The organism is Geotalea daltonii FRC-32 (genome assembly GCF_000022265.1).
Lineage (GTDB): Bacteria > Desulfobacterota > Desulfuromonadia > Geobacterales > Geobacteraceae > Geotalea > Geotalea daltonii.
Window position 1 is genome coordinate 751,613 of the sequence record NC_011979.1, and the last position, 24,358, is coordinate 775,970.

26 protein-coding genes are annotated in these 24,358 nt (G+C 54.3%); 23 read left to right on the forward strand and 3 right to left on the reverse strand.

Annotated elements, in window-relative coordinates; translation table 11 throughout:
* The first annotated feature begins 8 nt into the window (after window positions 1-8).
* Window positions 9-428 carry a peptide chain release factor family protein gene (locus GEOB_RS03370; RefSeq protein WP_012645772.1) on the forward strand — a complete coding sequence of 140 codons (420 nt, stop codon included), beginning with the start codon at window positions 9-11 and terminating at the stop codon, window positions 426-428.
* Here the strand turns inward: GEOB_RS03370 and GEOB_RS03375 are convergent.
* A complete protein-coding gene (locus GEOB_RS03375) occupies window positions 366-2,327 on the reverse strand; it encodes a proton-conducting transporter transmembrane domain-containing protein (RefSeq protein ID WP_012645773.1) in 1,962 nt (653 codons plus the stop codon). The two genes, GEOB_RS03370 and GEOB_RS03375, sit on opposite strands and share 63 nt — an antisense overlap.
* A gap of 443 nt (window positions 2,328-2,770) precedes the next feature.
* On the opposite strand from GEOB_RS03375, the gene rho reads away from it, so the two are divergent.
* From rho to GEOB_RS03485, 22 genes are all read left to right on the forward strand, one after another.
* Window positions 2,771-4,018 (forward strand): transcription termination factor Rho, encoded by a 1,248-nt coding sequence (gene rho, locus GEOB_RS03380; RefSeq protein WP_012645774.1) that lies wholly within the window; start codon window positions 2,771-2,773, stop codon window positions 4,016-4,018.
* 101 nt (window positions 4,019-4,119) lie between these two features.
* Window positions 4,120-4,317, forward strand: coding sequence for a 50S ribosomal protein L31 (gene rpmE, locus GEOB_RS03385; protein WP_012645775.1), 198 nt, complete (start codon window positions 4,120-4,122; stop codon window positions 4,315-4,317).
* Window positions 4,318-4,418: 101 nt separating this feature from the next.
* Window positions 4,419-5,108, forward strand: coding sequence for an FAD-dependent thymidylate synthase (thyX, locus tag GEOB_RS03390; protein WP_012645776.1), 690 nt, complete (start codon window positions 4,419-4,421; stop codon window positions 5,106-5,108).
* 37 nt (window positions 5,109-5,145) lie between these two features.
* Entirely contained in the window at window positions 5,146-6,060 is a 915-nt protein-coding gene (locus GEOB_RS03395) for a DUF1385 domain-containing protein (RefSeq protein WP_012645777.1), read from the forward strand.
* 31 nt (window positions 6,061-6,091) lie between these two features.
* Complete coding sequence (gene prfA / locus GEOB_RS03400) at window positions 6,092-7,162, forward strand: peptide chain release factor 1 (protein WP_012645778.1); 1,071 nt, start codon at window positions 6,092-6,094, stop codon at window positions 7,160-7,162.
* A gap of 140 nt (window positions 7,163-7,302) precedes the next feature.
* The gene (prmC, locus tag GEOB_RS03405; RefSeq protein ID WP_012645779.1) at window positions 7,303-8,157 is read left to right on the forward strand and encodes a peptide chain release factor N(5)-glutamine methyltransferase; all 855 of its coding nucleotides are present in this window, start codon (window positions 7,303-7,305) and stop codon (window positions 8,155-8,157) included.
* A 40-nt stretch (window positions 8,158-8,197) separates the two neighbouring features.
* Window positions 8,198-9,451 carry a UDP-N-acetylglucosamine 1-carboxyvinyltransferase gene (murA, locus tag GEOB_RS03410; protein WP_012645780.1) on the forward strand — a complete coding sequence of 418 codons (1,254 nt, stop codon included), beginning with the start codon at window positions 8,198-8,200 and terminating at the stop codon, window positions 9,449-9,451.
* A complete protein-coding gene (gene hisG, locus GEOB_RS03415) occupies window positions 9,448-10,086 on the forward strand; it encodes an ATP phosphoribosyltransferase (RefSeq protein WP_012645781.1) in 639 nt (212 codons plus the stop codon). Before murA ends, hisG begins: the two co-directional genes overlap by 4 nt.
* A 42-nt stretch (window positions 10,087-10,128) precedes the next feature.
* Window positions 10,129-11,418 (forward strand): histidinol dehydrogenase, encoded by a 1,290-nt coding sequence (hisD, locus tag GEOB_RS03420; RefSeq protein WP_012645782.1) that lies wholly within the window; start codon window positions 10,129-10,131, stop codon window positions 11,416-11,418.
* Window positions 11,419-11,434: 16 nt separating this feature from the next.
* The gene (gene hisB / locus GEOB_RS03425) at window positions 11,435-12,022 is read left to right on the forward strand and encodes an imidazoleglycerol-phosphate dehydratase HisB (RefSeq protein WP_012645783.1); all 588 of its coding nucleotides are present in this window, start codon (window positions 11,435-11,437) and stop codon (window positions 12,020-12,022) included.
* Between the two features lie 86 nt (window positions 12,023-12,108).
* The gene (gene hisH, locus GEOB_RS03430; RefSeq protein ID WP_012645784.1) at window positions 12,109-12,735 is read left to right on the forward strand and encodes an imidazole glycerol phosphate synthase subunit HisH; all 627 of its coding nucleotides are present in this window, start codon (window positions 12,109-12,111) and stop codon (window positions 12,733-12,735) included.
* A gap of 24 nt (window positions 12,736-12,759) precedes the next feature.
* Window positions 12,760-13,497 (forward strand): 1-(5-phosphoribosyl)-5-[(5-phosphoribosylamino)methylideneamino]imidazole-4-carboxamide isomerase, encoded by a 738-nt coding sequence (gene hisA, locus GEOB_RS03435; protein WP_012645785.1) that lies wholly within the window; start codon window positions 12,760-12,762, stop codon window positions 13,495-13,497.
* A complete protein-coding gene (hisF, locus tag GEOB_RS03440) occupies window positions 13,491-14,252 on the forward strand; it encodes an imidazole glycerol phosphate synthase subunit HisF (RefSeq protein WP_012645786.1) in 762 nt (253 codons plus the stop codon). Before hisA ends, hisF begins: the two co-directional genes overlap by 7 nt.
* Before the next feature lie 123 nt (window positions 14,253-14,375).
* Window positions 14,376-14,696: a phosphoribosyl-ATP diphosphatase gene (locus tag GEOB_RS03445; protein ID WP_012645787.1), complete on the forward strand. Its 321-nt coding sequence runs from the start codon at window positions 14,376-14,378 to the stop codon at window positions 14,694-14,696.
* 126 nt (window positions 14,697-14,822) lie between these two features.
* The gene (gene rpsU / locus GEOB_RS03450; protein ID WP_012645788.1) at window positions 14,823-15,020 is read left to right on the forward strand and encodes a 30S ribosomal protein S21; all 198 of its coding nucleotides are present in this window, start codon (window positions 14,823-14,825) and stop codon (window positions 15,018-15,020) included.
* A gap of 10 nt (window positions 15,021-15,030) precedes the next feature.
* Window positions 15,031-15,474 carry a GatB/YqeY domain-containing protein gene (locus GEOB_RS03455; protein ID WP_012645789.1) on the forward strand — a complete coding sequence of 148 codons (444 nt, stop codon included), beginning with the start codon at window positions 15,031-15,033 and terminating at the stop codon, window positions 15,472-15,474.
* 115 nt (window positions 15,475-15,589) lie between these two features.
* Window positions 15,590-16,099 (forward strand): CvpA family protein, encoded by a 510-nt coding sequence (locus GEOB_RS03460; protein WP_012645790.1) that lies wholly within the window; start codon window positions 15,590-15,592, stop codon window positions 16,097-16,099.
* A gap of 24 nt (window positions 16,100-16,123) precedes the next feature.
* Window positions 16,124-17,893 carry a DNA primase gene (dnaG, locus tag GEOB_RS03465; RefSeq protein ID WP_012645791.1) on the forward strand — a complete coding sequence of 590 codons (1,770 nt, stop codon included), beginning with the start codon at window positions 16,124-16,126 and terminating at the stop codon, window positions 17,891-17,893.
* 26 nt (window positions 17,894-17,919) lie between these two features.
* Window positions 17,920-19,680 (forward strand): RNA polymerase sigma factor RpoD, encoded by a 1,761-nt coding sequence (rpoD, locus tag GEOB_RS03470; protein WP_012645792.1) that lies wholly within the window; start codon window positions 17,920-17,922, stop codon window positions 19,678-19,680.
* Between the two features lie 82 nt (window positions 19,681-19,762).
* A complete protein-coding gene (gene queC / locus GEOB_RS03475; protein WP_012645793.1) occupies window positions 19,763-20,452 on the forward strand; it encodes a 7-cyano-7-deazaguanine synthase QueC in 690 nt (229 codons plus the stop codon).
* A gap of 77 nt (window positions 20,453-20,529) precedes the next feature.
* The gene (gene folE2, locus GEOB_RS03480) at window positions 20,530-21,303 is read left to right on the forward strand and encodes a GTP cyclohydrolase FolE2 (protein WP_041267315.1); all 774 of its coding nucleotides are present in this window, start codon (window positions 20,530-20,532) and stop codon (window positions 21,301-21,303) included.
* Window positions 21,304-21,395: 92 nt separating this feature from the next.
* Window positions 21,396-22,085, forward strand: coding sequence for a TIGR04282 family arsenosugar biosynthesis glycosyltransferase (locus GEOB_RS03485; protein ID WP_012645795.1), 690 nt, complete (start codon window positions 21,396-21,398; stop codon window positions 22,083-22,085).
* On the opposite strand, the gene ilvA is transcribed toward GEOB_RS03485, so the two are convergent.
* Window positions 22,061-23,269 (reverse strand): threonine ammonia-lyase, encoded by a 1,209-nt coding sequence (gene ilvA, locus GEOB_RS03490; protein WP_012645796.1) that lies wholly within the window; start codon window positions 23,267-23,269, stop codon window positions 22,061-22,063. The two genes, GEOB_RS03485 and ilvA, sit on opposite strands and share 25 nt — an antisense overlap.
* A 98-nt stretch (window positions 23,270-23,367) precedes the next feature.
* On the reverse strand, window positions 23,368-24,330 hold the full coding sequence (locus GEOB_RS03495) for a cation diffusion facilitator family transporter (protein ID WP_012645797.1): 963 nt from the start codon (window positions 24,328-24,330) through the stop codon (window positions 23,368-23,370).
* Between the last annotated feature and the right edge of the window lie 28 nt (window positions 24,331-24,358).

The window sequence follows — 24,358 nt, forward strand, 5'->3', positions numbered from 1 at the left end:
GAAAGCCCATGACCACCTTTGCCGTAAGTGAAGAAAAAAACCGCTGGCTGCGCCAGAAGATGGATCTTCTCGGGGTCAGGGAGGAGGATCTGGATGAGCAGTTTATCCGTTCTTCTGGCAAAGGAGGGCAGCATGTGAACAAGACTTCCACCTGTGTCTATCTGAGGCATAGACCGACCGGCATCGAGGTCAAATGCATGGCCGAACGGAGCCAGTCCCTGAACCGGTTCCTGGCCCGGCGCCAGTTGCTGGAGAAGATCGAAAGTGCGACGGGCAAGCCTACATCTGCGGATCTGAAGCGTGACAGGGCGCGGAAGCAGAAGGCGAGAAGGAAAAAGAGGGCCATGGACAAGTATGCTGCAAGGTCAGACAGCCCAGGTGAGGAGCAGGCACAGGGTAACGAAGATATAGAGGATGTAGAGGGGTAACTGGCCGTGCTGCAGCTTTCGGATGTGGTTGAACTTGCGATCGGCGGCTGCAAAAAGAGGAATGATTGCCAGTTCCAGTACTGCTTCTGGCACATGGCTGCTGAAGCGGGTTTTGGCAGGGATGGTGCCGGTAAGCTCGGGATTTTTCATGTGGGGGTGAAGAACCCCACGGAAGAGCTTGACGATCATCTCGGCAAAGGAGGAGGAGCTGTATTGCATGCGGGGCGTCGGCCTAAGGTAACCACAGCCCCAGGTTACCGTGCGTGCATGTTTGCTAGTCCTTGGCTTGCGCAATAGGCTGAAAGCCATAAAAGCCGCTGCTGCCAGCAGGACCATGCCCAAAGCGGTGATCCACCCCAAGGGCGCGGCAGAGAGAAGCATCTGACCATTAATGGCCGGTGCCGGTAACCAGCTGGAGACGGCCGATTGCAGGAGACCGGCTGCCAGTTGCGGGAAGAGACCGATTACGGCACAGAGTGAAGCTAAAGCAATCATTGGCAGCCGCATCGGCCACCCGGCCTCATGAATATTGCTTGTTTCACTGTTGCGGGCGGTGCCCAAAAATGTAATGCCGCAAACCTTGACGAAACAGGCCACCGCCAATGCTCCTACCATAGCCAGGGCCGGCGCAGCCAGAGCCATCACCGGCACGGCAGCACCATTTCCCCCATTAACCCCATTGAATATACCCAGATAGATCAGGTATTCGCTGACGAAGCCGTTCAACGGCGGCAAGCCGCAAATGGCCACTGCGCCCACCAGAAACAGGGCTGAAGTCCATGGCATTGATTTTGCTATGCCACCCATGAGATCTATTTCCCTGGTGTGACTGCTGTGAATTACCGAGCCGGCTCCCAGAAAGAGCAGGGATTTGAAGATGGCATGGTTCAAGGTGTGGAGGAGGGCTCCGGACATTCCCAGCAGGGAGAGCAGGGGCAGGTTGAACGCCAGGCCGATAACCGCCAGGCCGATACCGATGAAGATGATGCCGATGTTTTCGATGCTGTGATAAGCCAGCAGGCGCTTTATGTCATGCTGGCCCAGGGCGAATACGACTCCCATGATGGCTGAAATGATCCCGGCGATCAGTAGCGTCATGCCCCACCACATGGGGGGATGGGGAAAAAATGATAGTATGCGGAGCAGCCCGTACACACCCATCTTGATCATGACTCCTGACATGATGGCAGAGATATGGGAAGGTGCAGAGGCATGGGCCGAAGGAAGCCAGACGTGCAGCGGCATCAGACCTGCTTTCATGCCGAAGCCGAAAAGTGCTGTGCAGAAAATGGCAGCGGCAACCGGGGCTGACGGTGTTAGCCCGGCCATGGCTGAAAACTGGTAGGAGGAGGCGGCAACGCCGAGCAGGCTGAACAGGGCAAACAACGCCAGGGTTCCGGTATGGGTGGCAATCATGTAAAGCAGTCCTGCATCCTGCACATCCTGTTTATGGTCTTCTGTGGTCAGGACGAAAAATGCGGACAATGCCATTACCTCCCAGGCCAGGAGGAAAAGAATGCCATTTCTGGCAGTAATGAGGATCAGAAGCGATGCGGTCAGAATGCCGAAAAAGAAAGTAAGCCTGCGCCAGGTTTTAGGATTGGCATCAGCCGCCCAATAACTGGTGCTGTACAAACTGCAGCAGGTTGAGACAATGAGCACCGGCAGGAGAAAAAATGCGGAAAGATGATCCACGCCGAAATCACACGGCCCGAATGGCAATGTGTCGAAGACGCTGAACGTTGCAGCTTTTCCGGTGATGAAGAAGACTGCGACGCCTGCCAGGCCTGTCAGTGCGGCCATGATAATGAAAAAGGTGGCTGCTGCCTGGCCGAGCGAGGAACGACCTTTCATGAGCAGGGGGAGCACGCCTGAGACTGCGGCAAAACCGGCACTCATTGCCACAAGAACTGCAGGGTCTGTGATGGGTACGTTGACCAGAGGCTTTTCTCCTTCAAAACAGAAGGTGTTAAGATTATATGGTGCAGGTAGGCAAGCGTCAATAAAAGTTATATAAGGAGAAAAAGTAACTTGAAGATTTTAAATAATGTGAGATTATTTTAATATTACGTGTCGGTGATAATGTCAATAAATTGTATTGACAAAGGCGATAATTGCGGTTTATAAAATTATCAATCCTCGATTGTCCCAGTTTTCATATTGCCTCAGCACTCATACCGAGAAAAACCGACACCCCATAGACGCAGAACCCAACATTAAATTACAAACTCCGACGACCAGCATTTCCCCTTCATTCCTATGTGTAATCACGTGGAAAAAATAAAGCTTATTGAAGTATTGTTTTGCCGACAAAGGCATATTTGCGTCACCGCAGGAGACCTATGAACTTACAAGAATTAAAAGGTAAAAAAATCAATGAACTGGCGGCCATTGCCAAGGGGCTGAACATTGAGGGGGCATCAAGCCTGCGCAAACAGGACCTGATTTTTGCCATCCTCAATGCCCAGACCGAGAAAAATGGCATGATCTTTGGCGAGGGGGTGCTGGAAACCCTTCCCGATGGCTTCGGTTTTCTCCGGGCGCCGGATTACAACTATCTGCCGGGGCCGGATGATATTTATGTGAGCCCCAGTCAGATCCGCCGCTTCAATCTCCATACCGGCGATACGGTTTCGGGGCAGATCAGGCCTCCAAAGGAGGGTGAGCGTTATTTTGCCCTGCTCAAGGTGGAGTCGGTCAATCACGAATCTCCCGATGTTGCCAGGGACAAGATCCTCTTCGACAACCTCACCCCCCTTTACCCCGAAGAGAAGTTGAAGCTGGAAACGACCCCGGAAAACATGTCCATGCGGGTCATGGAGCTGATCGCTCCCATCGGCAAGGGGCAGCGCGGCCTGATCGTCGCACCTCCCCGAACCGGCAAGACCATGCTTATCCAGAACATTGCCAACTCCATCGCCGAAAACCATCCGGAAGTTTTCCTGATAGTCCTGTTAATCGACGAAAGGCCGGAAGAGGTCACCGACATGCAGCGGTCGGTCAATGGCGAGGTTATTTCATCCACCTTCGACGAGCCTGCCTCGCGGCACATCCAGGTGGCCGAGATGGTTATCGAGAAGGCCAAGCGCCTTGTGGAGCACAAACGGGATGTGGTCATACTCCTTGATTCCATTACCCGTCTGGCCCGTGCCTATAATACCGTCATTCCCCCTTCCGGAAAAATTCTTTCCGGTGGTGTGGATTCCAATGCCCTGCATAAGCCGAAACGCTTTTTCGGCGCCGCCCGCAATATCGAAGAAGGTGGGTCGTTGACCATTATCGCTACCGCCCTGGTCGATACCGGTAGCAAAATGGACGAGGTCATCTTCGAAGAATTCAAAGGCACCGGCAACATGGAGCTTCATCTGGATCGCAAGCTCGTGGAAAAACGGACCTTTCCTGCCATCGATATCAACAAGTCCGGAACCCGGAAGGAAGAGCTGCTCATCGAAAAGAACTCCCTCAACCGCATCTGGATTTTGCGCAAGGTTCTCCATCCGATGAATGTTGTAGACAGCATGGAATTTCTCCTTTCAAAACTGGACGGAACCAAGAGTAATCAGGCATTTCTGGACTCCATGAGCAAGTGAAAAAGAGCTTGAAACTTTAAACCAATAGTGCTAATTTTATTACTTTCGATTCGCAAATTAAAATAAGAGCTCAGGGGGGTGCCCCTGCTAAGGAGGAAGCTATGAGAGAAGGAATTCATCCCAAGTACAACGAGGTTACGGTAAAATGCCTGTGTGGCAATACCTTCCAGACCCGTTCCACCAAGCCGGAAATTTCGACGGAGATCTGCTCTGCCTGCCATCCGTTCTTTACCGGCAAGCAGAAGCTTGTTGACACCGCTGGTCGTGTCGAGCGGTTCAAGAAAAGATACGGCATGTAACAAGGCCCCAGCCTTGAAGATTATGAGGGGATTTTGTCCATGGCGAAATCCCCTCATCTGTTTTTTAAGCAGGTCTGCAAAAGTACAAGCCAAGGACATCAATGAAGGTTGCTCTTCTCCAACACACCCCCGATCCGGAACTCACCGTAGCCCTTGCTGCGCGCCTCTGCTATTCCAAAGTGGGCATCGACGAGCTGAAGCAGAAACTCACCAGCAGTGATATCGATTCCTTCCTTGACAAGATCATGTCCCTCGGCCATCAATCAGTCCTGGAGCATGCCTCTTTTACCTTCGGTATCGAAGGCATTTCAAGGGTAACTTCCCACCAGTTGGTTCGCCATCGTGTTGCCTCCTATTCCCAGCAGTCCCAGCGCTATGTCTCCCACAAGGAACAGTTTGCGGTGGTGGTGCCACCAGAGATTGCCAAGAATCCCGAGATGCTGGAGATGTTTCAGGAACAGATGGGGCAGCTGCATGAATGTTATGCCCGGATGGTAGATGGGGGAATTCCAGCGGAAGATGCCCGTTACCTGCTGCCCAATGCAACCGAGACCAAGATAGTGGTAACCATGAACGCCCGGGAGTTACTGCATTTTTTTGCGGTACGATGCTGCGAACGCGCCCAGTGGGAAATCAGGGCCATGTCCGTTGAGATGCTCAGGCTTGTTCGGGATATTGCCCCGATTATCTTCCGCAATGCAGGTCCAGGTTGTTTAGGCGGGCCATGTCCTGAGGGGAAAATGACCTGTGGCAGGGCTCAAGAAATCAGGGAGAAATTCCATAACCTGTAAGTGGCAGGGGAAGCCTGCCAAAGGCGGTGAGGTCTTAATGAGCAAAATAAATATCGGTGGACAGGCAGTAATTGAGGGAGTAATGATGCGGGCGCCCCGCTCCATGGCCATTGCTGTCAGGCGTCCATCCGGAGAGATCGTGGTAAAGAAGGATGAAGTTATTCCCCTTTCCGAACGATTTCCAGTGGTAAAGCTTCCCATCATCCGTGGAGCAGTGGCTCTGTTCTCGTCCCTGATCATCGGCATTACGGCCTTGAATTTTTCTGCAAACGAGGCAATGGCTGAGGAAGAAAAGGAAGAAGGCAAAAAGGACATATCTTCCTGGGCCATGGCAGGCACCATGGCAGTGGCCTTCGGCTTCGGCATCCTCCTCTTTTTCATTCTGCCCCTTTACCTGACCAAGCTTCTCGTCCCCATCATCGGCGATTCAAACATTGTTTTTAATCTGGTAGATGGTGTCATCAGGGTAGCGGTGTTCATCCTCTATATCTTTTCCATTTCCCGTATGAATGATATTCAGCGGGTGTTCCAGTATCACGGTGCCGAACACAAGTCCATCTTCGCCTTTGAGGCCGGAGAGGACCTGACGGTGGAAAACGTGCGCAAGTACAGCTGTCTGCATCCCCGCTGCGGTACCAGTTTCCTGCTCATCGTCATGCTGGTCAGTATTCTTGTTTTCTCCCTCATCCCCAAGCTGTGGCCTTTTTATCTCAAGGCGGGCTCAAGGGTGGTGCTTTTGCCCTTGATTGCCGGCTTATCCTACGAGATTCTCAAATGGAGCGCCAAGCATGACCATCTGCCCATAGTCAAGCTCCTTATCTCTCCGGGACTGGCCCTGCAACGCCTGACGACCAGGGAGCCGGACGACAGCCAGCTTGAGGTGGCAATCCGTTCCATGGAGGAAGCACTGGAAGTAAACGCCGGATACAAGGATGACCGTCTTGTTGTTTAACTGTTGAACATATATATTTTGAGGTTGTCGGATGCTTTTTGACAAGATTGAAGAACTTGAACGGCGCTACCAGGAACTGGAAGCACTGCTGTCCGATCCTGTAGTGCTGGGTAACCAGCCGGAATTCCGCAAGCTGTCGCGGGAACATTTCGACCTGTCCGCCCTGGTCCAGGCCTATCGTAATTACAAGAGAATCATCAGCGAGATCGAAGGAAATCGGGAGCTTTTGGCCGACCCGGAAATGAAGGAAATGGCCGAGGCCGAGCTGGAATCCCTGGAAAAGCAGCGGGATGCGCTGGAATCGGAGATCAAGCTGCTTCTGCTCCCCAAGGACCCCAATGACGACAAGAGTGTTATCCTGGAGATCCGCGCCGGTACCGGTGGTGACGAAGCGGCACTGTTTGCCGGCGACCTTTTTCGCATGTACAGCCGTTTCGCCGAGACCAACCGCTGGCGAGTCGAGGTTATTTCCTCTTCGGAATCGGAGAAAGGTGGCTTCAAGGAGGTCGTTGCCTCCGTGGAGGGGGAAGGGGTCTTTGCCAAGCTGAAGTATGAATCTGGTACGCACCGGGTGCAGCGGGTGCCCGAGACGGAAGCCCAGGGCCGCATTCACACCAGCGCCTGTACTGTTGCCATCATGCCCGAGGCAGAGGATGTGGATATCGACATCAATCCCACTGACCTGAAGATCGATGTCTACCGTTCCAGCGGCGCCGGCGGCCAGCACGTCAATACCACCGATTCGGCAGTGCGCATTACCCATCTTCCCACCGGCACGGTGGTGGCCTGCCAGGAGGAACGAAGCCAGATCAAGAACCGGGCCAAGGCCATGAAAGTTTTGAAAACCCGCATTCTCGACAATATCCTGCAGGAGCAGAATGCCAAGCTGGCTGCGGACCGCAAGCAGCAGGTAGGCAGCGGTGACCGGAGCGAGCGTATCCGCACCTACAACTTTCCCCAGGGAAGGATGACCGATCACCGGATAGGCCTCACGCTGTACCGCCTGGACGCCATCATGGCCGGTGACATTGCCGAGATTGCTGATGCGCTAAGGGCTCATTATCAGATGGAGGCGCTCCAGGCCCAATCCGAAGCCGCCTGATTCGCGCTGAAAAACATCCATCTGCGGCGTTGCCCTTCGTCCTCGTCGCTGCGACGTAGCGCTGCTACGCCTCACTCCTCTGACTCGGGGCGCCTTGCACCTGGATATTTTTGAGCGCGAATCGATGGGGTCGTTGATTTATGGTACAGCAAGAAACGTGGACTGTTTTAAAGGTTCTGACTTGGACCAAGGAATTCTTGACCCAGAAAGGGGTGGAGAATGCCCGGCTGGAGTCGGAGTGGATGCTCTGTGCCGTGCTCGGCCTTGATCGGATGGGGCTCTACGTTAATTTCGACAAGCCGCTGACGCCGAAAGAGCTGGCCGACTACCGGGGGATGATCGCCCGCCGTGGTCGTCGCGAGCCCCTCCAGTATATCCTCGGCTCCCAGGAATTCATGGGGCTTGATTTCGCAGTGGCACCGGCAGTGCTGATTCCCCGCCACGATACCGAGGTTTTGGTAAACGAGGCCGTAAAAAGGGCCGGAAAAACGTCGAGCATCCTTGATGTGGGCACCGGCAGCGGTTGCATCAGCATCTCGCTGGCCAAGGCCTTGCCCGGTGCCATTATCACCGGTGTTGACACTTCCGTGGACGCCCTTGCGGTGGCGGAGAAGAACTGCAATACCCATGGAGTTGCGGTAAAACTGCTGCACGGTTCGCTGTTCGAGCCGGTTCAAGGGCAGCAGTTCCATATGGTCGTTTCAAACCCTCCCTATATCCCCAGTGACGACCTGAAAACGCTGCAACCTGAAGTCCGCGATTACGAGCCGGCCGGGGCGCTTGACGGGGGGAAGGATGGCCTGGATTTCTATCGTCAGATCGTTGCTGCTGCCACGGATTACCTTGTTTGCGGCGGATGGCTTCTCCTTGAGGTTGGCATAGGCCAGGCTGAACAGGTTAGGAAACTTTTTTTCGACAATGGCAAGTTTGCCGAAGTCTTTGCGGCAAAGGACACTGCCGACATCGAACGGGTGGTAGGCGGGCAGCTGAAGTAGCCTTTTGTGGCTAGCTAATCAATCAGACAGAGGTATCATTTTGGACAAATTAATCATCAAAGGTGGCAAGAAACTCTCCGGTGAAGTTACCGTAAGCGGTTCGAAAAACGCCTCCCTTCCAGTTTTCGTTTCCACCATTCTGGCTCCGGCGGAGCATGAATTCAGCAATGTCCCCTTCCTGCGCGACATCAATACCACCATCAAGGTAATGGAGCAGCTGGGTGCAAAGATCGAAGGCAACGGCAATGTGGTCAGGATCGACACCAGGGGCATCGACAAACACGAGGCCACCTACGATCTGGTCAAGACCATGCGCGCTTCGGTGCTGGTTTTGGGGCCGCTTCTTTCCCGCTTTGGCATAGCTCGCGTTTCTCTGCCCGGTGGTTGTGCCATCGGTGCCAGGCCAATCAACCTTCATCTTAAGGGATTGGCTGCCATGGGGGCCGACATTACCCTTTCCCACGGATATGTTGAGGCAAAGGCCAAGCAACTGAAAGGTGCGCGGATCAATTTCGATGTTTCCACGGTTGGCGGTACCGAACATCTTATGATGGCGGCTGCCACAGCCAAAGGTGAAACGATCCTGGAAAACGCTGCAAGGGAACCGGAAATAGTCGATCTGGCCAATGTGCTGATCAAGATGGGAGCGCGCATCGATGGGGCCGGCACCGATACCATTCGTATCGATGGTGTCAAAGAGCTTGGCCCGGTAACGCACCGCATGATGCCGGACCGTATTGAGGCCGGTACATTCATGATTGCCGCAGCCATTACCGGTGGGGACGTAAAAATCCGCAACATGCAGTTGGAGCATCTGGATGCATTGGTCTTCAAGCTTCAGGATGCGGGAGTGGAGATCATCAACAAGGATAATGTGGTAAGGGTCAAGGGACCGAAAAAGGTCAGATCGGTCAATATCAAGACCCGCCCCTATCCGGGCTTCCCCACCGACATGCAGGCCCAGTTCATGGCACTCATGTGTCTGGCCGATGGCGCCAGCGTCATCAGTGAAAACATCTTCGAAAACCGCTTCATGCACGTTTCCGAGTTGATGCGTTTTGGTGCAGATATCACCACTGAGGGAAATGCGGCAACGGTTAAAGGAGTGAAAAAGCTTTCCGGCGCTCCGGTGATGGCAACCGACCTGCGTGCTTCCGCATCGCTTATCCTTGCCGGTCTTGCCTCTGACAATACCACCGAAATATCCCGCATCTATCACCTTGACAGAGGGTATGAGTTTATCGAAAAGAAGCTCGCTGGACTCGGAGCAGACATTGAACGGGTGCAAGAATGACTGATTTTATTACCATTGCCATTCCCAAAGGACGGATCCTGCACGATTCGGTGGCCCTGTTCAAAAAGATCGGCATCGACTGCGAGGAATTGCTCTCGGATACCCGTAAGCTCATCTTCGAGAATCCCGTGCAGCGCATGCGTTACATGATCGTTCGCGCCACCGATGTCCCCACCTATGTGGAGTATGGATGTGCCGACCTGGGGATTGTCGGTAAGGATACCCTCCTTGAGCAGGAAAAGGACGTCTATGAGCCACTTGATCTCAAGTTCGGCTATTGCCGGATGATGGTCGCCGAACCCGCCGAGCTTTCACGCACCGATGATCCATCCGGCTGGAATAACATCCGCATTGCCACCAAGTATCCCAATTTCACGGAAAAATATTTCACCGGCAAAGGGATTCAGGTGGAGATCATCAAACTATACGGTTCCATCGAACTGGCGCCGCTGGTCGGGCTGTCCGAGCGGATCGTCGACCTGGTTTCCACCGGCGAAACTCTGAAGCAGAACGGCCTGGTGGAGGTGGAGACCATTGCCGAGATAACCACCCGCCTTATCGTCAACAGGGCCAGTCTCAAGACGAAACATCAGCGCATTACCCATATTATCGAAGGGCTTGAAAAGCACGTTTAAACAAATTGCCGTTTGTTTTACGGCCAGATGGAAGAGGCTTTTATGAAATTCCTCGATATTCGCGACAATTCCTTTGAAGACGCTTTTGCCGCCATACTCGCCCGCAGTGAGGAGACCGGCAGAGACGTCGAGCAGATCGTAGTTGATATTATCGCTGAGGTCCGCAGCCGTGGCGATGCGGCCGTTCTTGATTATACCCGCCGCTTTGATCGGCTTGAAGCCGATTCAGTTCATTCGCTGGAAGTAACCGAAGTAGAATTTAATGAAGCTTTTGCCCGTGTGGCAGATGAAGACATCGCCGCCCTGAAGCTGGCAGTGGAACGGGTGGCCCGTTTTCACCAGAAGCAGAAGCAGGAGACCTGGCTTTCCACAGACGAGCCGGACATCATGCTTGGCCAGATGGTTACCCCGCTGCAACGGGTAGGTATCTATGTTCCCGGCGGCAAGGCCAGCTACCCCTCCAGCGTCATCATGAACGCAGTACCGGCCAAGGTTGCCGGGGTGGGTGAGGTAATCATGGTGGCGCCGACCCCCGGCGGCGAGATCAATCCCCATGTGCTGGTGGCAGCGCGTCTTTCCGGTGTGGACCGGGTTTTCAGGATTGGCGGTGCCCAGGCGGTTGCTGCCCTTGCCTATGGCACGGCAACCATTCCGAAAGTGGCCAAGATCACCGGCCCCGGCAATATTTATGTGGCCACGGCAAAGAAGCTGGTCTTCGGCCAGGTGGGAATCGACATGATCGCCGGACCGTCGGAGATCCTGGTCATCAATGACGGCAGCGGCAATCCTGCCCACATTGCGGCGGATCTCCTTTCCCAGGCGGAGCACGACGAACTGGCCTCTTCCATCCTTATTACCACCGACCGTGCTTTTGGCGAGCGGGTGGCTGAAGAGGTGGAGTTGCAATTGGGGCAGCTGTCCCGGGAATCCATCGCCCGCAAATCCTGGGAGACCTATGGCGCAGTCATAGTCTCCGGCAGCCTTCCGGAGGCCATCGATTTTTCCAATCGCATCGCTCCGGAGCACCTGGAACTGGCGGTAACCGATCCGTTTGCCATTTTGCCCCAGATCCGCAATGCCGGTGCCATCTTCCTCGGCCACTTCACACCGGAAGCAGCAGGTGATTATCTGGCCGGCCCGAACCACACCTTGCCCACTGGCGGTACGGCCCGCTTCTTTTCACCGTTGTCTCTGGATGATTTCGTCAAGAAGTCGTCCATCGTTTACTTCAGTGAAGGAGGCCTGAACAGGCTTGGTCGGAGCATCGTCCATATCGCCCAGCTGGAAGGCCTGGAAGCACATGCCAAATCGGTCAGCAAGCGATTGAAATAATTTGAGGGAGGCGCATATGTCGAGGAAAGCCGTCGTCGAACGCATTACCAAGGAAACCCAGATCAAGCTTTCTCTGGATATTGACGGAGCCGGGGAGGCAAAGGTATGCACTTCGGTTCCCTTTCTCGACCACATGCTCAATCTTTTCGCCCGCCATGGCCTGTTCAACCTGGAGGTGGAGGCGAAAGGGGACATCGATATCGACTTTCATCATACGGTAGAGGATATCGGTATCGTTTTGGGGGAAGCTTTGAAACAGGCTCTAGGTGATAAGAGTGGCATCCGCCGCTATGGCCAGGCCTCCGTTCCCATGGATGAAACCCTTGCCAGCGTGGCAGTCGATCTTTCCGGTCGTCCCTATCTGGCATACAACGTCAGGCTCCCCAAGGTGAAGATCGGCGACTTCGATGTGGAACTGGCACGGGAGTTCTTCCAGGCGCTGACCAACAACCTGGCGGCCAATATCCACATCAATGTCATGTACGGCGATAACGTCCATCATATCCTGGAGGCATGTTTCAAGGCGCTGGCTCGTGCTCTGGATCAGGCGACCCAGCACGATCCGCGTATTTCCGGGGTCATGTCCACCAAGGGCAAACTCTAACATCGGTGAGGGGGGAGGCGTGAGGAGTTAGGAGGTAACGGCCTTTTCCTCACCCCTTACTCCTCACCCCTCACAGGTTTTTAACGATGATAGCTATAATCGATTACGGCATGGGCAACCTTCGCTCGGTGCAGAAGGCATTTGAAAAGGTCGGTTTTGAGGCCACCGTAACCTCGGATCCAAACGTGGTGCTTGCGGCGGACAAAATTGTCCTGCCAGGGGTCGGAGCATTTCCTGATTGCATGCGCAACCTGGAACAGGGGGGATTCATTAATCCCATCCTTAAGGTGATTGCCGATGGACGGCCGTTTTTAGGCATATGCCTCGGTTTGCAGCTGCTCTTTACCGAGAGTGAGGAATTCGGTATCCACAAGGGGTTGAACATTATCCCCGGACGGGTGCTGCGCTTTCCGGAAGGGCTGGAAGAGAACGGCGAGAAGCTGAAGGTGCCGCACATGGGCTGGAATCAGCTGACACTGCGCGGGGAATCAGCGGTTTTCGAAGGGATCGATGATGGCACCAATGTCTACTTCGTCCATTCCTATTATGTGAAACCGGACGACGAGAAGGTCGTGGCCGCCAGTACAACCTACGGCATGGAATTTTGTTCCGCCATCTGCAAGGACAATGTGGTGGCCACCCAGTTCCATCCCGAGAAGTCCCAGGAAAAGGGGCTGCAGATATTGAAGAACTTTGCCGGACTCAAGGCATAAACTACTTATCTCCGAGGGAATCAGATGATAGTCATACCTGCCATTGATCTGAAGGAAGGGAAATGCGTCCGGCTTGAGCAAGGGCTCATGGAGCGTGACACGGTCTATAGTGACGATCCGGCAGCCCAGGCCCTTGTCTGGGAAGCAAAAGGGGCGGAACTGCTCCATATTGTCGACCTTGATGGCGCCTTTGCCGGCGAGCCCAAGAACAGGGGGGCCATCGAGGCCATTGTCAAGGCTTTGAAGATCACCACCCAGCTGGGTGGGGGCATACGCGACCTGGCAACGATCGAGGCCTACCTGGGCATGGGTATCGGCCGGGTGATCATCGGTACTGCCGCCCAGCGCAATCCGGAACTGGTGCAGGAGGCCTGCAGGAAGTTCCCGGGGCGGATTGTTGTCGGCATTGATGCCAAGAACGGAATGGTGGCGGTCCAGGGCTGGGCCGAGGTGACCGGGGTGACGGCGATCGATCTGGCAAAGAAATTCGAAGGGTTCGGCGTAGCTGCTATTGTCTATACCGATATCAGCCGTGACGGTATGATGAAGGGTCCCAACATCGAGGCCACCAGAAACCTTGCTGAGGCCATTACCATTCCGGTGATAGCCTCCGGCGGAGTTTCCGCCCTGCGCGACATCGAAAATCTAATGGCGGTGGAAGCTGCGGGAATCAGCGGCGCCATTACCGGCAAGGCCATCTACTCCGGCGCCATCGAACTTTCCGAGGCCATAGCTTTGACCAGGCGGGGTGCATCATGCTGACCAAACGCATCATCCCCTGTCTCGACGTGAAGGGGGGGCGGGTAGTCAAAGGGGTGCAGTTTCTGGAGCTGCGGGACGCCGGCGACCCGGTGGAAATTGCCGAGATCTATGACCGTCAGGGAGCCGACGAACTGACTTTTCTCGACATCACCGCCTCCAGTGATGCGCGGGACATCATCATCGATGTGGTGCGCCGCACCGCGGAACGGGTCTTTATGCCACTCACGGTCGGTGGGGGGGTGCGGACGGTGGATGATATTCGCCGCCTGCTCAATGCCGGTGCCGACAAGGTTTCCATCAATACGGCTGCCGTACATCGCCCCGAATTTGTCAAGGAAGCGGCCGAGCGCTTCGGCTCCCAATGTACGGTAGTGGCCATCGATGCCCGCCGCGTCCCGGGTGAGGACCGCTGGGAAGTCTATACCCATGGCGGACGCAATGCCACCGGCATCGATGCTGTTGAATGGGCCCAGCGCATGGAGGAATATGGCTCGGGCGAAATCCTTCTTACCAGCATGGATTGCGATGGCACCAAGGATGGTTATGATCTCTCCCTGACCAGGTCGGTAACCGATGCCGTTGGGATACCGGTTATTGCCTCCGGCGGCGTAGGCAACCTGGAGCATTTCTACGACGGCTTCACCAACGGTGGGGCAAGTGCCTGTCTGGCCGCATCCATCTTCCACTATCGTGAATACACCATCCAAGAAGCCAAGGAATACCTGAAGGGCAAAGGGGTGCCGGTGAGGCTTTAAACGGTGATTGGTGATTGGTGACTGGTGACTGGTGACTGGTGACTGGTGACTGGTGACTGGTGACTGGTGACTGGTGACGAGCGACCGGTGAGGAGTGAGGAGTGAGGAAGGAAAGTGAATGACATGAATGATGATATCCTGCAGGCCGTCTATCGGGTTATCCTGGAGCGGAAGGCAAATCCCTCGGAGCAGTCTTATACCGCTTCTCTTATGGCCAAGGGCATCGACAAAATCCTGAAGAAGCTGGGCGAAGAGGCAACCGAAGTGGTGATAGCGGGTAAAGGGGGGGCGCGTGAAGAGATCATTTACGAAACTGCCGACCTGTTTTTTCACACCCTGGTCCTTCTTGGATATTGTGATATAAATCCTGATGAGATATACGATGAACTGCGACGCAGGTTCGGTATGTCGGGGATTGCCGAAAAGGAATCCCGTGACAGGTGAAAAATCGTTAAAGTTTTTCCTTGACATTATAGTGACGGGTGCTATTATGCATAGTCCTTGTAAATAGTCTGCCGGCCTTAACCTTGATTATAAGTAAATTTATATACAGGAGGGAGGGGAACATGAATGCCGGGAGTAAGGGTAAAAGAAGCTGAGCCGTTTGAGCTCGCCTTGAAAAAATTCAAGAAACAGTGCGAAAAAGCGGGGATTTTGTCAGAAGTCCGCAAAAGAGAGCACTACGAAAAGCCTAGCATCAAAAAGAAGAAAAAGGCTATTGCTGCTCGCAAGAGAGCATTGAAAAAACAGCGTAAGATGATAGATTAAGAGGTCTCATATGTCTTTGCGGGAACGGCTTAACGATGAGCTGAAGGCTTCCATGAAGTCAAAGGATAATCTCAAGCTGTCCGTAATCCGCATGGTTCGCTCATCAGTAAAGAACCGGGAAATCGATCAGCAGCACGAGCTTGATGACCGGGAAATTATTGAGATCATCAGTACGCTCTGCAAACAGCGTAGGGAATCCATAAGGCTCTTTAAGGAAGCAAGCCGTCAAGACCTCGTGGATAAGGAAGAAAAAGAGTTGGCGCTGCTTCTGGAATTTCTGCCGCAGCAGTTGACTCGTGAAGAACTAGAAGAACTTGTCAGAAAGACAATTGCTGAAGGCGGCGCGCAGGGGTCCAAGGATATGGGCCGGGTCATGAAGGCCCTGCAACCGGGCGTTGCCGGTCGTGCAGACGGCAAATTAGTCAGCGATGTTGTCAAGGAACAGCTGGCCTGAGCTATGGCAAGGTCCAGATTCCTCTGACGACCAGCGGACTTTCAGGTGGGGGCGATTCTCGTAATTGCCCCTACTTTTACTTTATGGCTAGGAACTATCGGCATCGGGTATTTGAATGATCCTTCTTGATATCCTTATCTGGGCCTTTCTCATCGGTTTTGTCGTAAAAGGTTTCATGAAAGGTCTGGTGGGAGAGGCATGTTCTCTCCTCGGCCTGGTGACCGGAGGCTGGGCAGCCTTCAGATATTATTCATATATTGCAGAAGCAATCAGACCGTTTATTCACCTGCCCCAGCGTGTGGCGCTGGTCCTGTCGTTTTTCCTAATTTTCCTTGTTCTCGGACTGCTTTTCTATCTTCTCGGACACCTGCTGACTGCAATTTTGAAGATTATGCTGCTGGGTGGACTGAATCGTGTCGGCGGCGTCGTCTTCGGTTTTCTCGAAGGAGCATTCGTTCTCTGCATGGTTCTTTACCTGGCAACGACCAAGCCGGCTCCGGAATGGATAAAAGGATACCTGTTGCGATCCGGAACAGCCCGGCCCTTCATTTCGTCGGGTAGGGAAATAATTTCAGGCTGGGACAGTGCTGCAGCCCACCGGAAAGGGGCGAACCGGCACAATTAGTTTGACTGTACATGAAGGTTCAAGATGTCGATGATCCCCGACGATAAGATTAATGAGGTAAGGGAACGGGCGTCAATCCTGGAGATTGTTTCCGATTACGTCAGCCTCAGGAAATCGGGAGCCAATTACCAGGGCATATGTCCCTTCCATGGGGAAAAGACCGGTTCTTTTAATGTTAATCCTGCAAGGGGTATTTTCCATTGCTTTGGTTGCGGGGTAGGCGGCAATGCCATTTCCTTTATCATGAAGATAGAGGGCCTGTCCTTTCCTGAAGCCGTCAAATTTCTGGCTAAGCGCGTTGGTGTTACCATTGAAGAGCGCCCTCGCACGGCAACGGAAAAACGACAGAGCGATGAGAGGGAACTGCTCTACAAAATTAACGGACAGGCTGCTGCATTTTATCGTCAGCTGCTGCTCAACGATCCGGCAGGCGAAGCCGGACGGCAGTACCTGGAACGGCGCGGGGTTGATTCCGCCACGTCTGAGGCCTACGGCATCGGCTATGCCCCTGATAAGTGGGACAGCCTGACCAGACATCTGGAACAGCTGCGGGTGCCCCTCGATCTGGCCGAGAAGCTGGGCTTGATCAAGCGACGTGAAGGGGGGCGCCATTACGATGCCTTTCGCAATAGGCTTCTCTTTGTCATAGCCGACATGCATGGCCGGCCGATCGGTTTCGGCGGCCGGGTGCTTGATGATTCGCTGCCCAAATACATCAATTCGCCTGAGTCGCCCATTTACCACAAGAGCGAGGTGCTGTTCGGCCTTAACCTGTCCAAGTATGCAATGCGAGAGAAGGGCAATGGCATCATCGTCGAAGGTTACTTCGACCATTTGGCCCTCTATCAGGCCGGCATAAGAAATGTCGTTGCCACCTGCGGCACCGCGTTGACGACCGGCCACATCAAGCTGCTACAGCGTTATGCGAACAAGGTGTACACCCTGTTTGACGGGGACAGCGCCGGCAGGAAGGCCACTCTTCGCAGCATGGAGCTTTTCCTGGATGAAAAGCTTCCTGCAAGTGTTATCGAGCTCCCACCGGGGGACGACCCTGATACTTTTCTGAAGACTCAGGGAGATGGCGCCTTTGCTGGTCATCTGGCTAAAGCAAAACCCATATTCGAATTCTTTTTCAGCGAACTTCTTGGTCAGTACGACAGTGGCACCGTCGAAGGGAAAGTCGGCACTATTGAAGCTTTGACGCCGCATTTGATGAAAATTGTCAACCCCATAGAGCGGGACCTGTACATAAAGGAAATATCCAGGAAACTGGGTGTAGATCCTCGACAGATGCAGAAGAAGATCGGCCGATCTCCCGTTTCCAGTGCCGATCTTGCTGTACCGAGGGAACGGGTCAAACCGAGAAGCAACAAGGGTCCGGAAGAGACGCTGATTTCACTTATGGGCAAATATGCCGGGGTCATCAAGCGGGTCCGCGATTATGGTGCGGCCAATCTGTTCTCCGCCGACCTTCTGCCGATAGCAGAAGCCATCATGGCCCACAATGACTCTGAAGCCGGTATTGACTGGGCGCTGCTCCTTGAGCAGATCGATTCCACCGAAGAGCGCAGCCGCCTTGCCGGCATTTTCATGGATGACGATCATCTGGACGAGATCGATGCCAATAAGGCCTTTGATCAGTGCCGCATGAGCCGTGACCGCTCCATGCTAAAGGACGGTGATGTCAAGGAACTGAAAAAGGAACTGTCCAGACTTGATTCAGATTCGGAACGCTACTGGGAAATATTAAGGAAGTTGGATACCTTGCGAAACAAAAAATCGCAATTACTATAGATATACAGTTGCAATGAGGTGGTGTAATGGCTAAGAAAAACATGGATGAAGTAAAACAGCTGATCGACCTGGGCAAGGAGAAAGGCTTCCTCACCTATGAAGAGGTCAATGATCTTCTTCCCCCTGATATTGTTTCCTCCGAGCAGATCGATGATGTCATGAGCATGTTCGGCGATATGGATATTGAAATAGTCGATTCGGCGCAGAAGGTGAAGATCCCCAAGGTCAAGCTGGACCTGGAGGATGAAGAGGAAATGGAAGGGGAGCAGGAAGAAGTTGAGTTCGAGCCTGGCACTCTCGGCCGGACCAGCGACCCTGTGCGTATGTACCTGCGAGAAATGGGTTCCGTGTCACTTCTGACCCGTGAAGGGGAGGTGGAGATCGCCAAGCGGATTGAAGTGGGTGAAAGGGATGTGGCCAGTGTCATTCTCAACACGCCGATCACCGTGAAAGAGGTAATTTCCCTTGGGGATAAGCTGCGCAAGTTCCAGATTGCCGCCATCGAGATCAGTAAAGAGGTTGAGGAGGAGGAACTGGAGGAAGGTGAAGAGGATGTCCAGGCAAACCGCCTGCTGGCAACGATCGATGAGATTCGCGACCATGACCGGCGCATGGAGGAGATTTTCCTCGCCCTTGAACAGACCACCCTCCCAGCCAAGGAACGCGAGGCGCTATTGGCAGAACAGCGGGACTTCAAAGCGAAGCTGGCGGAACTGCTGAAATCCCTTCGTCTCAAGGACCGCCACATAGAAAAGATCTCCCAGCGGCTGAAGGAGCTTTCCCACAAGGTCGACAAGATGATGCATGAGATTGCCGATCTGGAGAAGGAAGCAGGTGTTTCGTCGGCAGATCTGGCGGCGATGCTGGGAAAAATGGCCAAGGGCCCCGATGAGGAGAAAAAGGTCCTGAAGAAATTGGGCATCTCCCTGGAAGATGTGCAGAAGCTGGAAAAAAGATTCAAGAGCGCTGAGCGGAAGCTGAAAAAGATTGAGCAGGAGTCGGGTTTCAAGGCTTCCGAGCTGTCGACGGCTTTGCAGGCCATCGAAGAGGGTGAGCACAAAGCCAAGCTGGCCAAGTCGGAGCTGGTCGAGGCCAACCTGCGTCTGGTCGTCTCCATAGCCAAAAAATACACCAACAGAGGCCTGCAGTTTCTCGACCTGATCCAGGAAGGAAATATCGGCCTGATGAAGGCCGTGGACAAGTTCGAATACCAGCGTGGTTACAAGTTCTCCACCTATGCCACCTGGTGGATCCGTCAGGCCATCACCCGTGCCATTGCCGACCAGGCCCGGACCATCCGAATCCCTGTCCATATGATCGAGACCATCAACAAGCTGATCCGCACCAGCCGACAGCTGGTCCAGGAGATCGGTCGTGAGCCTTCGCCCGAGGAGATCGCCGAGCGCATGAGCCTGCCCCTGGACAAGGTGCGCAAGGTGCTGAAGATTGCCAAGGAGCCCATTTCTCTGGAGACTCCCATCGGTGAAGAGGAGGATTCACACCTGGGTGATTTCATCGAAGACAAGGGGGTTGTTTCCCCTCTGGAAGCGGTCATCAAGGCGAACCTTTCCGAGCAGACCTCCCGGGTGCTGTCCACCCTGACCCCGCGGGAAGAGAAGGTCCTGCGCATGAGGTTCGGTATCGGTGAAAAGAGCGACCATACCCTGGAGGAGGTGGGACAGGACTTCGAGGTTACCCGGGAAAGGATCCGCCAGATCGAGGCCAAGGCGCTGAGAAAGCTGCGCCACCCGAGCCGGGCGAAAAAGCTCAAGAGTTTTGTTGAATAGAATTGTACCAGGCCGCACCGTCCAGAACGGCGCGGCCTTTTTAATAGCAGGGGGAAGGTCTCCACTGCAGCGAGGTTAAGGGATGAAAAAGAAAGCAGTAATTCTCTACAGTGGTGGTCTCGACTCCACTACTTGCATGGCAATTGCCCGTGAAGAGGGCTTTGAGCCCTATGCCATGAGCTTCGACTATGGCCAGCGGCACTCCGTGGAGTTGGCCACGGCCAAGGCCAACGCAAAGACAATGGGGGCCTCTGAACACCTGGTGGTCAGCTTCGACCTGCGCAAAGTCGGGGGAAGCGCACTGACGGCCGACTTGGATGTGCCGAAAGAAGGTATCGGGGCGGGAATCCCGGTAACCTATGTCCCGGCAAGAAATACCATTTTTCTTTCCTTTGCCCTGGGCTGGGCCGAGGTCCTTGGCGCCTTCGACATCTTCATCGGCGTAAATGCACTTGACTACTCGGGCTATCCCGATTGCCGCCCTGAATATATCGCTGCCTTTGAGGCAACGGCCAATCTGGCCACCAGGGCCGGAGTTGAAGGGACTGGCAGATTTGTCATCCATGCTCCACTCATTGCCATGACCAAAGCAGAGATTATCCGCAAGGGCCTTGCCCTCGGGGTGGACTACGGCAGAACCCATTCCTGCTATGATCCTACCCCCGAAGGCCTAGCCTGTGGCCTCTGCGATTCATGTCGCTTGCGTCTGAAGGGTTTTGCCGAGGCAGGTGTGACTGATCCGGTCCCATATGCAGTGAGGAGCAAGAAGTGAGGAGTGAGGAGAAACAACCAATGAAGGCAAAACAAATGACTACCTCACCTCTCACCCCTCATCCCTCACCGGATGTCATGCCCGATATGCAGAAATCCCGCGACAACCGCAATATCCCCATCAGCAAGGTTGGGGTCAAGGATATCTCGTATCCGATCGTCGTCATGGACAAAAACAAGTCCATCCAGCATACCGTTGCCCGCATCAACATGTACGTCGACCTCCCCCATCATTTCAAAGGGACGCACATGAGCCGCTTCATCGAGATCCTCAACGTCTACCGGGAAGAAATCGCTTTAGACAAGATGGAGGCCATGCTGCAGAAGATGAAGGAAAAATTGGGAGCAAGCACTGCCCATCTGGAGATAGAATTTCCCTATTTCATCGAGAAAAAAGCCCCTGCTTCGGGAGCCAAAAGCCTGATGGAATATACCTGCGAGTTCAGCGCCAGCCTTGCCTCCGACTTCGACTTCGTTCTCGGCGTCAGGGTGCCCGTTACCTCCCTCTGTCCGTGCAGCAAGGAACTGTCCCGGTATGGCGCCCATAACCAGCGCAGTATCATGACGGTCAAGGTCCGTTACCGTGAGTTCATCTGGATCGAGGATCTTATCGAGATCGTTGAAGGGTGCGGTTCCAGTCCGGTATATTCTCTTCTTAAGCGCGAGGATGAAAAGCTGGTTACGGAAAGGGCTTATGAAAACCCGAAATTCGTAGAGGACATGGTGCGTGAGGCAACCGAGAAGCTTCTCTCCATGGACAAAATTACCTGGTTCTCCGTGGAGGCAGAGAACTTCGAGTCAATTCACAAACATTCAGCATATGCCGCCATAGAGCGGGATAAGATGGGCTGAATCTGCTTGTGGATAAATCTGTTGAAAATCCCGGAAATTGTGGATAAAGCTAAATTTTACCAACTCATTAGTGAGTGTTGAGGCCTGCAATTTTGACGAAAAAAGCCCTCCTCATCTTTGCCAAGGAGCCTGTGGCAGGAGAGGTGAAAACCCGCCTCATCCCATATCTGTCGTCAGAGGCCGCTGCCGAATTATACCGCTGCATGCTCATGGATACCCTGGCCAAGGCAGCTACGCTCAAAGACGTGGATCTCTTTCTTTTTTACCATGGAGGTGCGGAGGCGGCTGCCTATTTTGATGGGTTGACAGAGGGCATGAATTTTCTGCCCCAAAGCAGTGGCGATCTTGGCGATCGGATGAAGCGCGCATTCAGGCAAGTCTTTGAACTTGGCTACGGCAGGGCAGCGGTTATCGGGACAGATTCGCCGGATCTGCCCCTTGCCTACATCAGGGAGGCATTCCTCAAGCTGGAAGATGAGCACATCCAGGCAGTCTTCGGCCCCAGCCATGACGGAGGTTATTATCTGCTGGGACTGAAGCAGCTGCATGGTGAGCTTTTCCAGGGGATTGCCTGGTCCAGCAGCACGGTACTGGCTGACAGCCTTGCTGCGGCTGGGAAAGGGGGTATCGGCGCGGCGCTCCTGGCAGCGTGGCACGATGTGGATACCGCCAACGACCTGCTCAGACCTGAGCTTTTGGAATCAGCTAACGGCGCTGAACTGACGCGGGCGTTTCTCCTTGGCAGGATGAGTCCGGATCATTTCAACACCTCCAGTCCATAGCCACGCTTATCCAGATATTCAACGGTCTCCCGGATATGCTCGAACCCCCGCGTTTCCAGTTCCAGCAGGACTTCCGTCTTGCCGATGGGAAGTGCTTTAGAACGCCGGTCGTGGGTGATGAGCGAAATGTTTGCGTTGGTGGCTGCGATATCCGCTGACAGCCTTGCCAGCGAGCCCGGCACATCATCCAGTTCCACCTTCAGCTTCAGATAGCGACCGGCGGCTAAAAGACCTCGCTCCACCACGATGGAGATGGTTTTGACATCGATATTCCCACCTGAGAGCAGGCATACCGTCTTCCCCGTCAGGGCATCCACCTTGCCGTTCAAAAGTGCAGCCAGCGTGACGGCGCCGGCTCCTTCCACCAAGAGCTTGCTTCTCTCCAGAAGCGAGACGATCGCCTGGGCGATTTCTTCCTCCTCAACCAATACCACCTCGTCAACCAAATCCCGAATGATGGGAAAGGTGTTTTTGCCGACCTTTTTCACGGCAATGCCGTCGGCCAGCGTCACCTTAATCGGGGTATCAGCAATAGCCCCCCGATGCAGCGAAGCATGCATGGATGGGGCGGCGACCGATTCGACGCCGATGATCCTCACCCGCGGACGAGTCTCCTTGATGGCCGAGGCGATGCCGGCGATGAGCCCACCACCGCCTATGGGGACGAGGATGTTGTCCACGTCAGGCAGTTGTTGGAGGATTTCCAGGCCGATGGTCCCTTGGCCCGCCATTACCAGTGGATCGTCGAAGGGATGAACGAACAGTGCCCCTGTCTCCTTCTGGGTCAGGAGAGCGGCTGCATATGCTTCGTCGAAATTCTTTCCCGTCAGCACCACCTCTGCTCCGTAATCCCTGGTGGCGAAGACCTTCTGGGGCGGAGTACTTTCCGGCATGAAAACAACCGCTTTAACTCCGAGCAGGTCGGCTGAAAAAGCTACTCCCTGGGCATGGTTGCCTGCCGAGGCAGTAATTACCCCCTTTTCCAGCCTGATCCTCGGCTGTGCCGTCATAAAATTAAGAGCGCCGCGGATCTTGAAGGAACCCGTCCGTTGCAGGTTCTCACATTTGAGGAAGACCTGGGTACCGATTTTCTCTGTGAAATAATGGGAATGGATCAGTTCGGTGCGACGCACCCTTTTTTTCAGGCGGTCATCCGCTTCATGGATCAGGCTGTATTCAAGCATGGAGGGAAACTCCGAAGTGAAAAACAGTTGCGGGCGCTGGTCTGCTGTGTTGCCGTCCTTCATACCGGCTGCCCCATGACGTTTTTCAATCAATATCGTTAATGGTGATGGTGACCGTGGCTGCAGGCACCATGGTCATGGCTGTGGACTGCACGGGGACGATGGCGCATTTCCTTGATAATGGGGCCTTCGATACATTTTGTGCACTCGGCCTGCAACGTGGTATGGGATATGTGGTAGCGTTCGAAAAGAAGCTCCTCAATGCGGCGCAGTACGGCTGTCTGGTCATCCTTGTAGTCGGGCAGGATGTCCACGTGGGCCGACAGGGCCAGAATATGGGAGCAGATGGTCCAGACGTTCAGGTGGTGAACGCTGTTGACTCCCTCTATGGTGCGGATCGCTTCCGATACCTGGGTGATGCTCATGTTCCGCGGCACACCTTCCAGCAGGATATGAACGGATTCCCTGATGACGCGCCATGAACCCCAGAAAATGACAAAGCCGATGCCTACTGATACAACTGCATCCAGCACATACCAGCCGGTGAAATACATGATCACGCCGCCGGCAATAACCCCGACGGAGGCGGCGGCGTCGCCGATGACATGGAGGAAGGCGCTGTGGACGTTGAGGTCGTCGTGGGAATGCTGATGCAGGGCCGAGGCGGACAGGAGATTCATGGCCAGGCCGACCAGGGCGATGATGAACATGGGGAGGCTCTTCACCTCTTCTGGGTGAAGGAACCTCCCCCATGCTTCATACATGATGCCGAAAGCGATGAGGAGAATCGAAACGCCGTTGATGAACGAGGCGAAGACCTCGGCCCGGTGCCAGCCGAAGGTGCGGGTTTCGGAAACGGGCATAGCGGCAAGCCTGATCGCCCCCAGGGACAAAAGCAGGGCGAACAGGTCAAGGAAAACATGGGCCGCATCGGATAAAAGGGCTAGAGAATTGGTCCAGATGCCGCCTGCCACCTCTGCCACCAGAGTCAAGGAGGTGAGGACAATGGCATATTTGAACCTGCCGGCGATACTTTTATCCAGATGTGCTTCAGCGCTCATGTGCGTTCCTGTTGAAGGCAGTTAATAG

What these genes read in the sequence shown, in the direction of transcription:
- GEOB_RS03445 (WP_012645787.1), top strand. Translation starts at nt 14,376, where the DNA reads ATGAATGATGATATCCTGCAGGCCGTCTATCGGGTTATCCTGGAGCGG.
- hisG (WP_012645781.1), top strand. Translation starts at nt 9,448, where the DNA reads ATGACTGATTTTATTACCATTGCCATTCCCAAAGGACGGATCCTGCAC.
- hisA (WP_012645785.1), top strand. Translation starts at nt 12,760, where the DNA reads ATGATAGTCATACCTGCCATTGATCTGAAGGAAGGGAAATGCGTCCGG.
- GEOB_RS03370 (WP_012645772.1), top strand. Translation starts at nt 9, where the DNA reads ATGACCACCTTTGCCGTAAGTGAAGAAAAAAACCGCTGGCTGCGCCAG.
- GEOB_RS03455 (WP_012645789.1), top strand. Translation starts at nt 15,031, where the DNA reads ATGTCTTTGCGGGAACGGCTTAACGATGAGCTGAAGGCTTCCATGAAG.
- GEOB_RS03395 (WP_012645777.1), top strand. Translation starts at nt 5,146, where the DNA reads ATGAGCAAAATAAATATCGGTGGACAGGCAGTAATTGAGGGAGTAATG.
- hisF (WP_012645786.1), top strand. Translation starts at nt 13,491, where the DNA reads ATGCTGACCAAACGCATCATCCCCTGTCTCGACGTGAAGGGGGGGCGG.
- GEOB_RS03495 (WP_012645797.1), bottom strand. Translation starts at nt 24,330, where the DNA reads ATGAGCGCTGAAGCACATCTGGATAAAAGTATCGCCGGCAGGTTCAAA.
- hisH (WP_012645784.1), top strand. Translation starts at nt 12,109, where the DNA reads ATGATAGCTATAATCGATTACGGCATGGGCAACCTTCGCTCGGTGCAG.
- prmC (WP_012645779.1), top strand. Translation starts at nt 7,303, where the DNA reads ATGGTACAGCAAGAAACGTGGACTGTTTTAAAGGTTCTGACTTGGACC.
- rpmE (WP_012645775.1), top strand. Translation starts at nt 4,120, where the DNA reads ATGAGAGAAGGAATTCATCCCAAGTACAACGAGGTTACGGTAAAATGC.
- GEOB_RS03460 (WP_012645790.1), top strand. Translation starts at nt 15,590, where the DNA reads ATGATCCTTCTTGATATCCTTATCTGGGCCTTTCTCATCGGTTTTGTC.
- rpsU (WP_012645788.1), top strand. Translation starts at nt 14,823, where the DNA reads ATGCCGGGAGTAAGGGTAAAAGAAGCTGAGCCGTTTGAGCTCGCCTTG.
- rho (WP_012645774.1), top strand. Translation starts at nt 2,771, where the DNA reads ATGAACTTACAAGAATTAAAAGGTAAAAAAATCAATGAACTGGCGGCC.
- dnaG (WP_012645791.1), top strand. Translation starts at nt 16,124, where the DNA reads ATGTCGATGATCCCCGACGATAAGATTAATGAGGTAAGGGAACGGGCG.
- GEOB_RS03375 (WP_012645773.1), bottom strand. Translation starts at nt 2,327, where the DNA reads ATGAGTGCCGGTTTTGCCGCAGTCTCAGGCGTGCTCCCCCTGCTCATG.
- hisB (WP_012645783.1), top strand. Translation starts at nt 11,435, where the DNA reads ATGTCGAGGAAAGCCGTCGTCGAACGCATTACCAAGGAAACCCAGATC.
- ilvA (WP_012645796.1), bottom strand. Translation starts at nt 23,269, where the DNA reads ATGCTTGAATACAGCCTGATCCATGAAGCGGATGACCGCCTGAAAAAA.
- folE2 (WP_041267315.1), top strand. Translation starts at nt 20,530, where the DNA reads ATGCCCGATATGCAGAAATCCCGCGACAACCGCAATATCCCCATCAGC.
- thyX (WP_012645776.1), top strand. Translation starts at nt 4,419, where the DNA reads ATGAAGGTTGCTCTTCTCCAACACACCCCCGATCCGGAACTCACCGTA.
- hisD (WP_012645782.1), top strand. Translation starts at nt 10,129, where the DNA reads ATGAAATTCCTCGATATTCGCGACAATTCCTTTGAAGACGCTTTTGCC.
- rpoD (WP_012645792.1), top strand. Translation starts at nt 17,920, where the DNA reads ATGGCTAAGAAAAACATGGATGAAGTAAAACAGCTGATCGACCTGGGC.
- prfA (WP_012645778.1), top strand. Translation starts at nt 6,092, where the DNA reads ATGCTTTTTGACAAGATTGAAGAACTTGAACGGCGCTACCAGGAACTG.
- queC (WP_012645793.1), top strand. Translation starts at nt 19,763, where the DNA reads ATGAAAAAGAAAGCAGTAATTCTCTACAGTGGTGGTCTCGACTCCACT.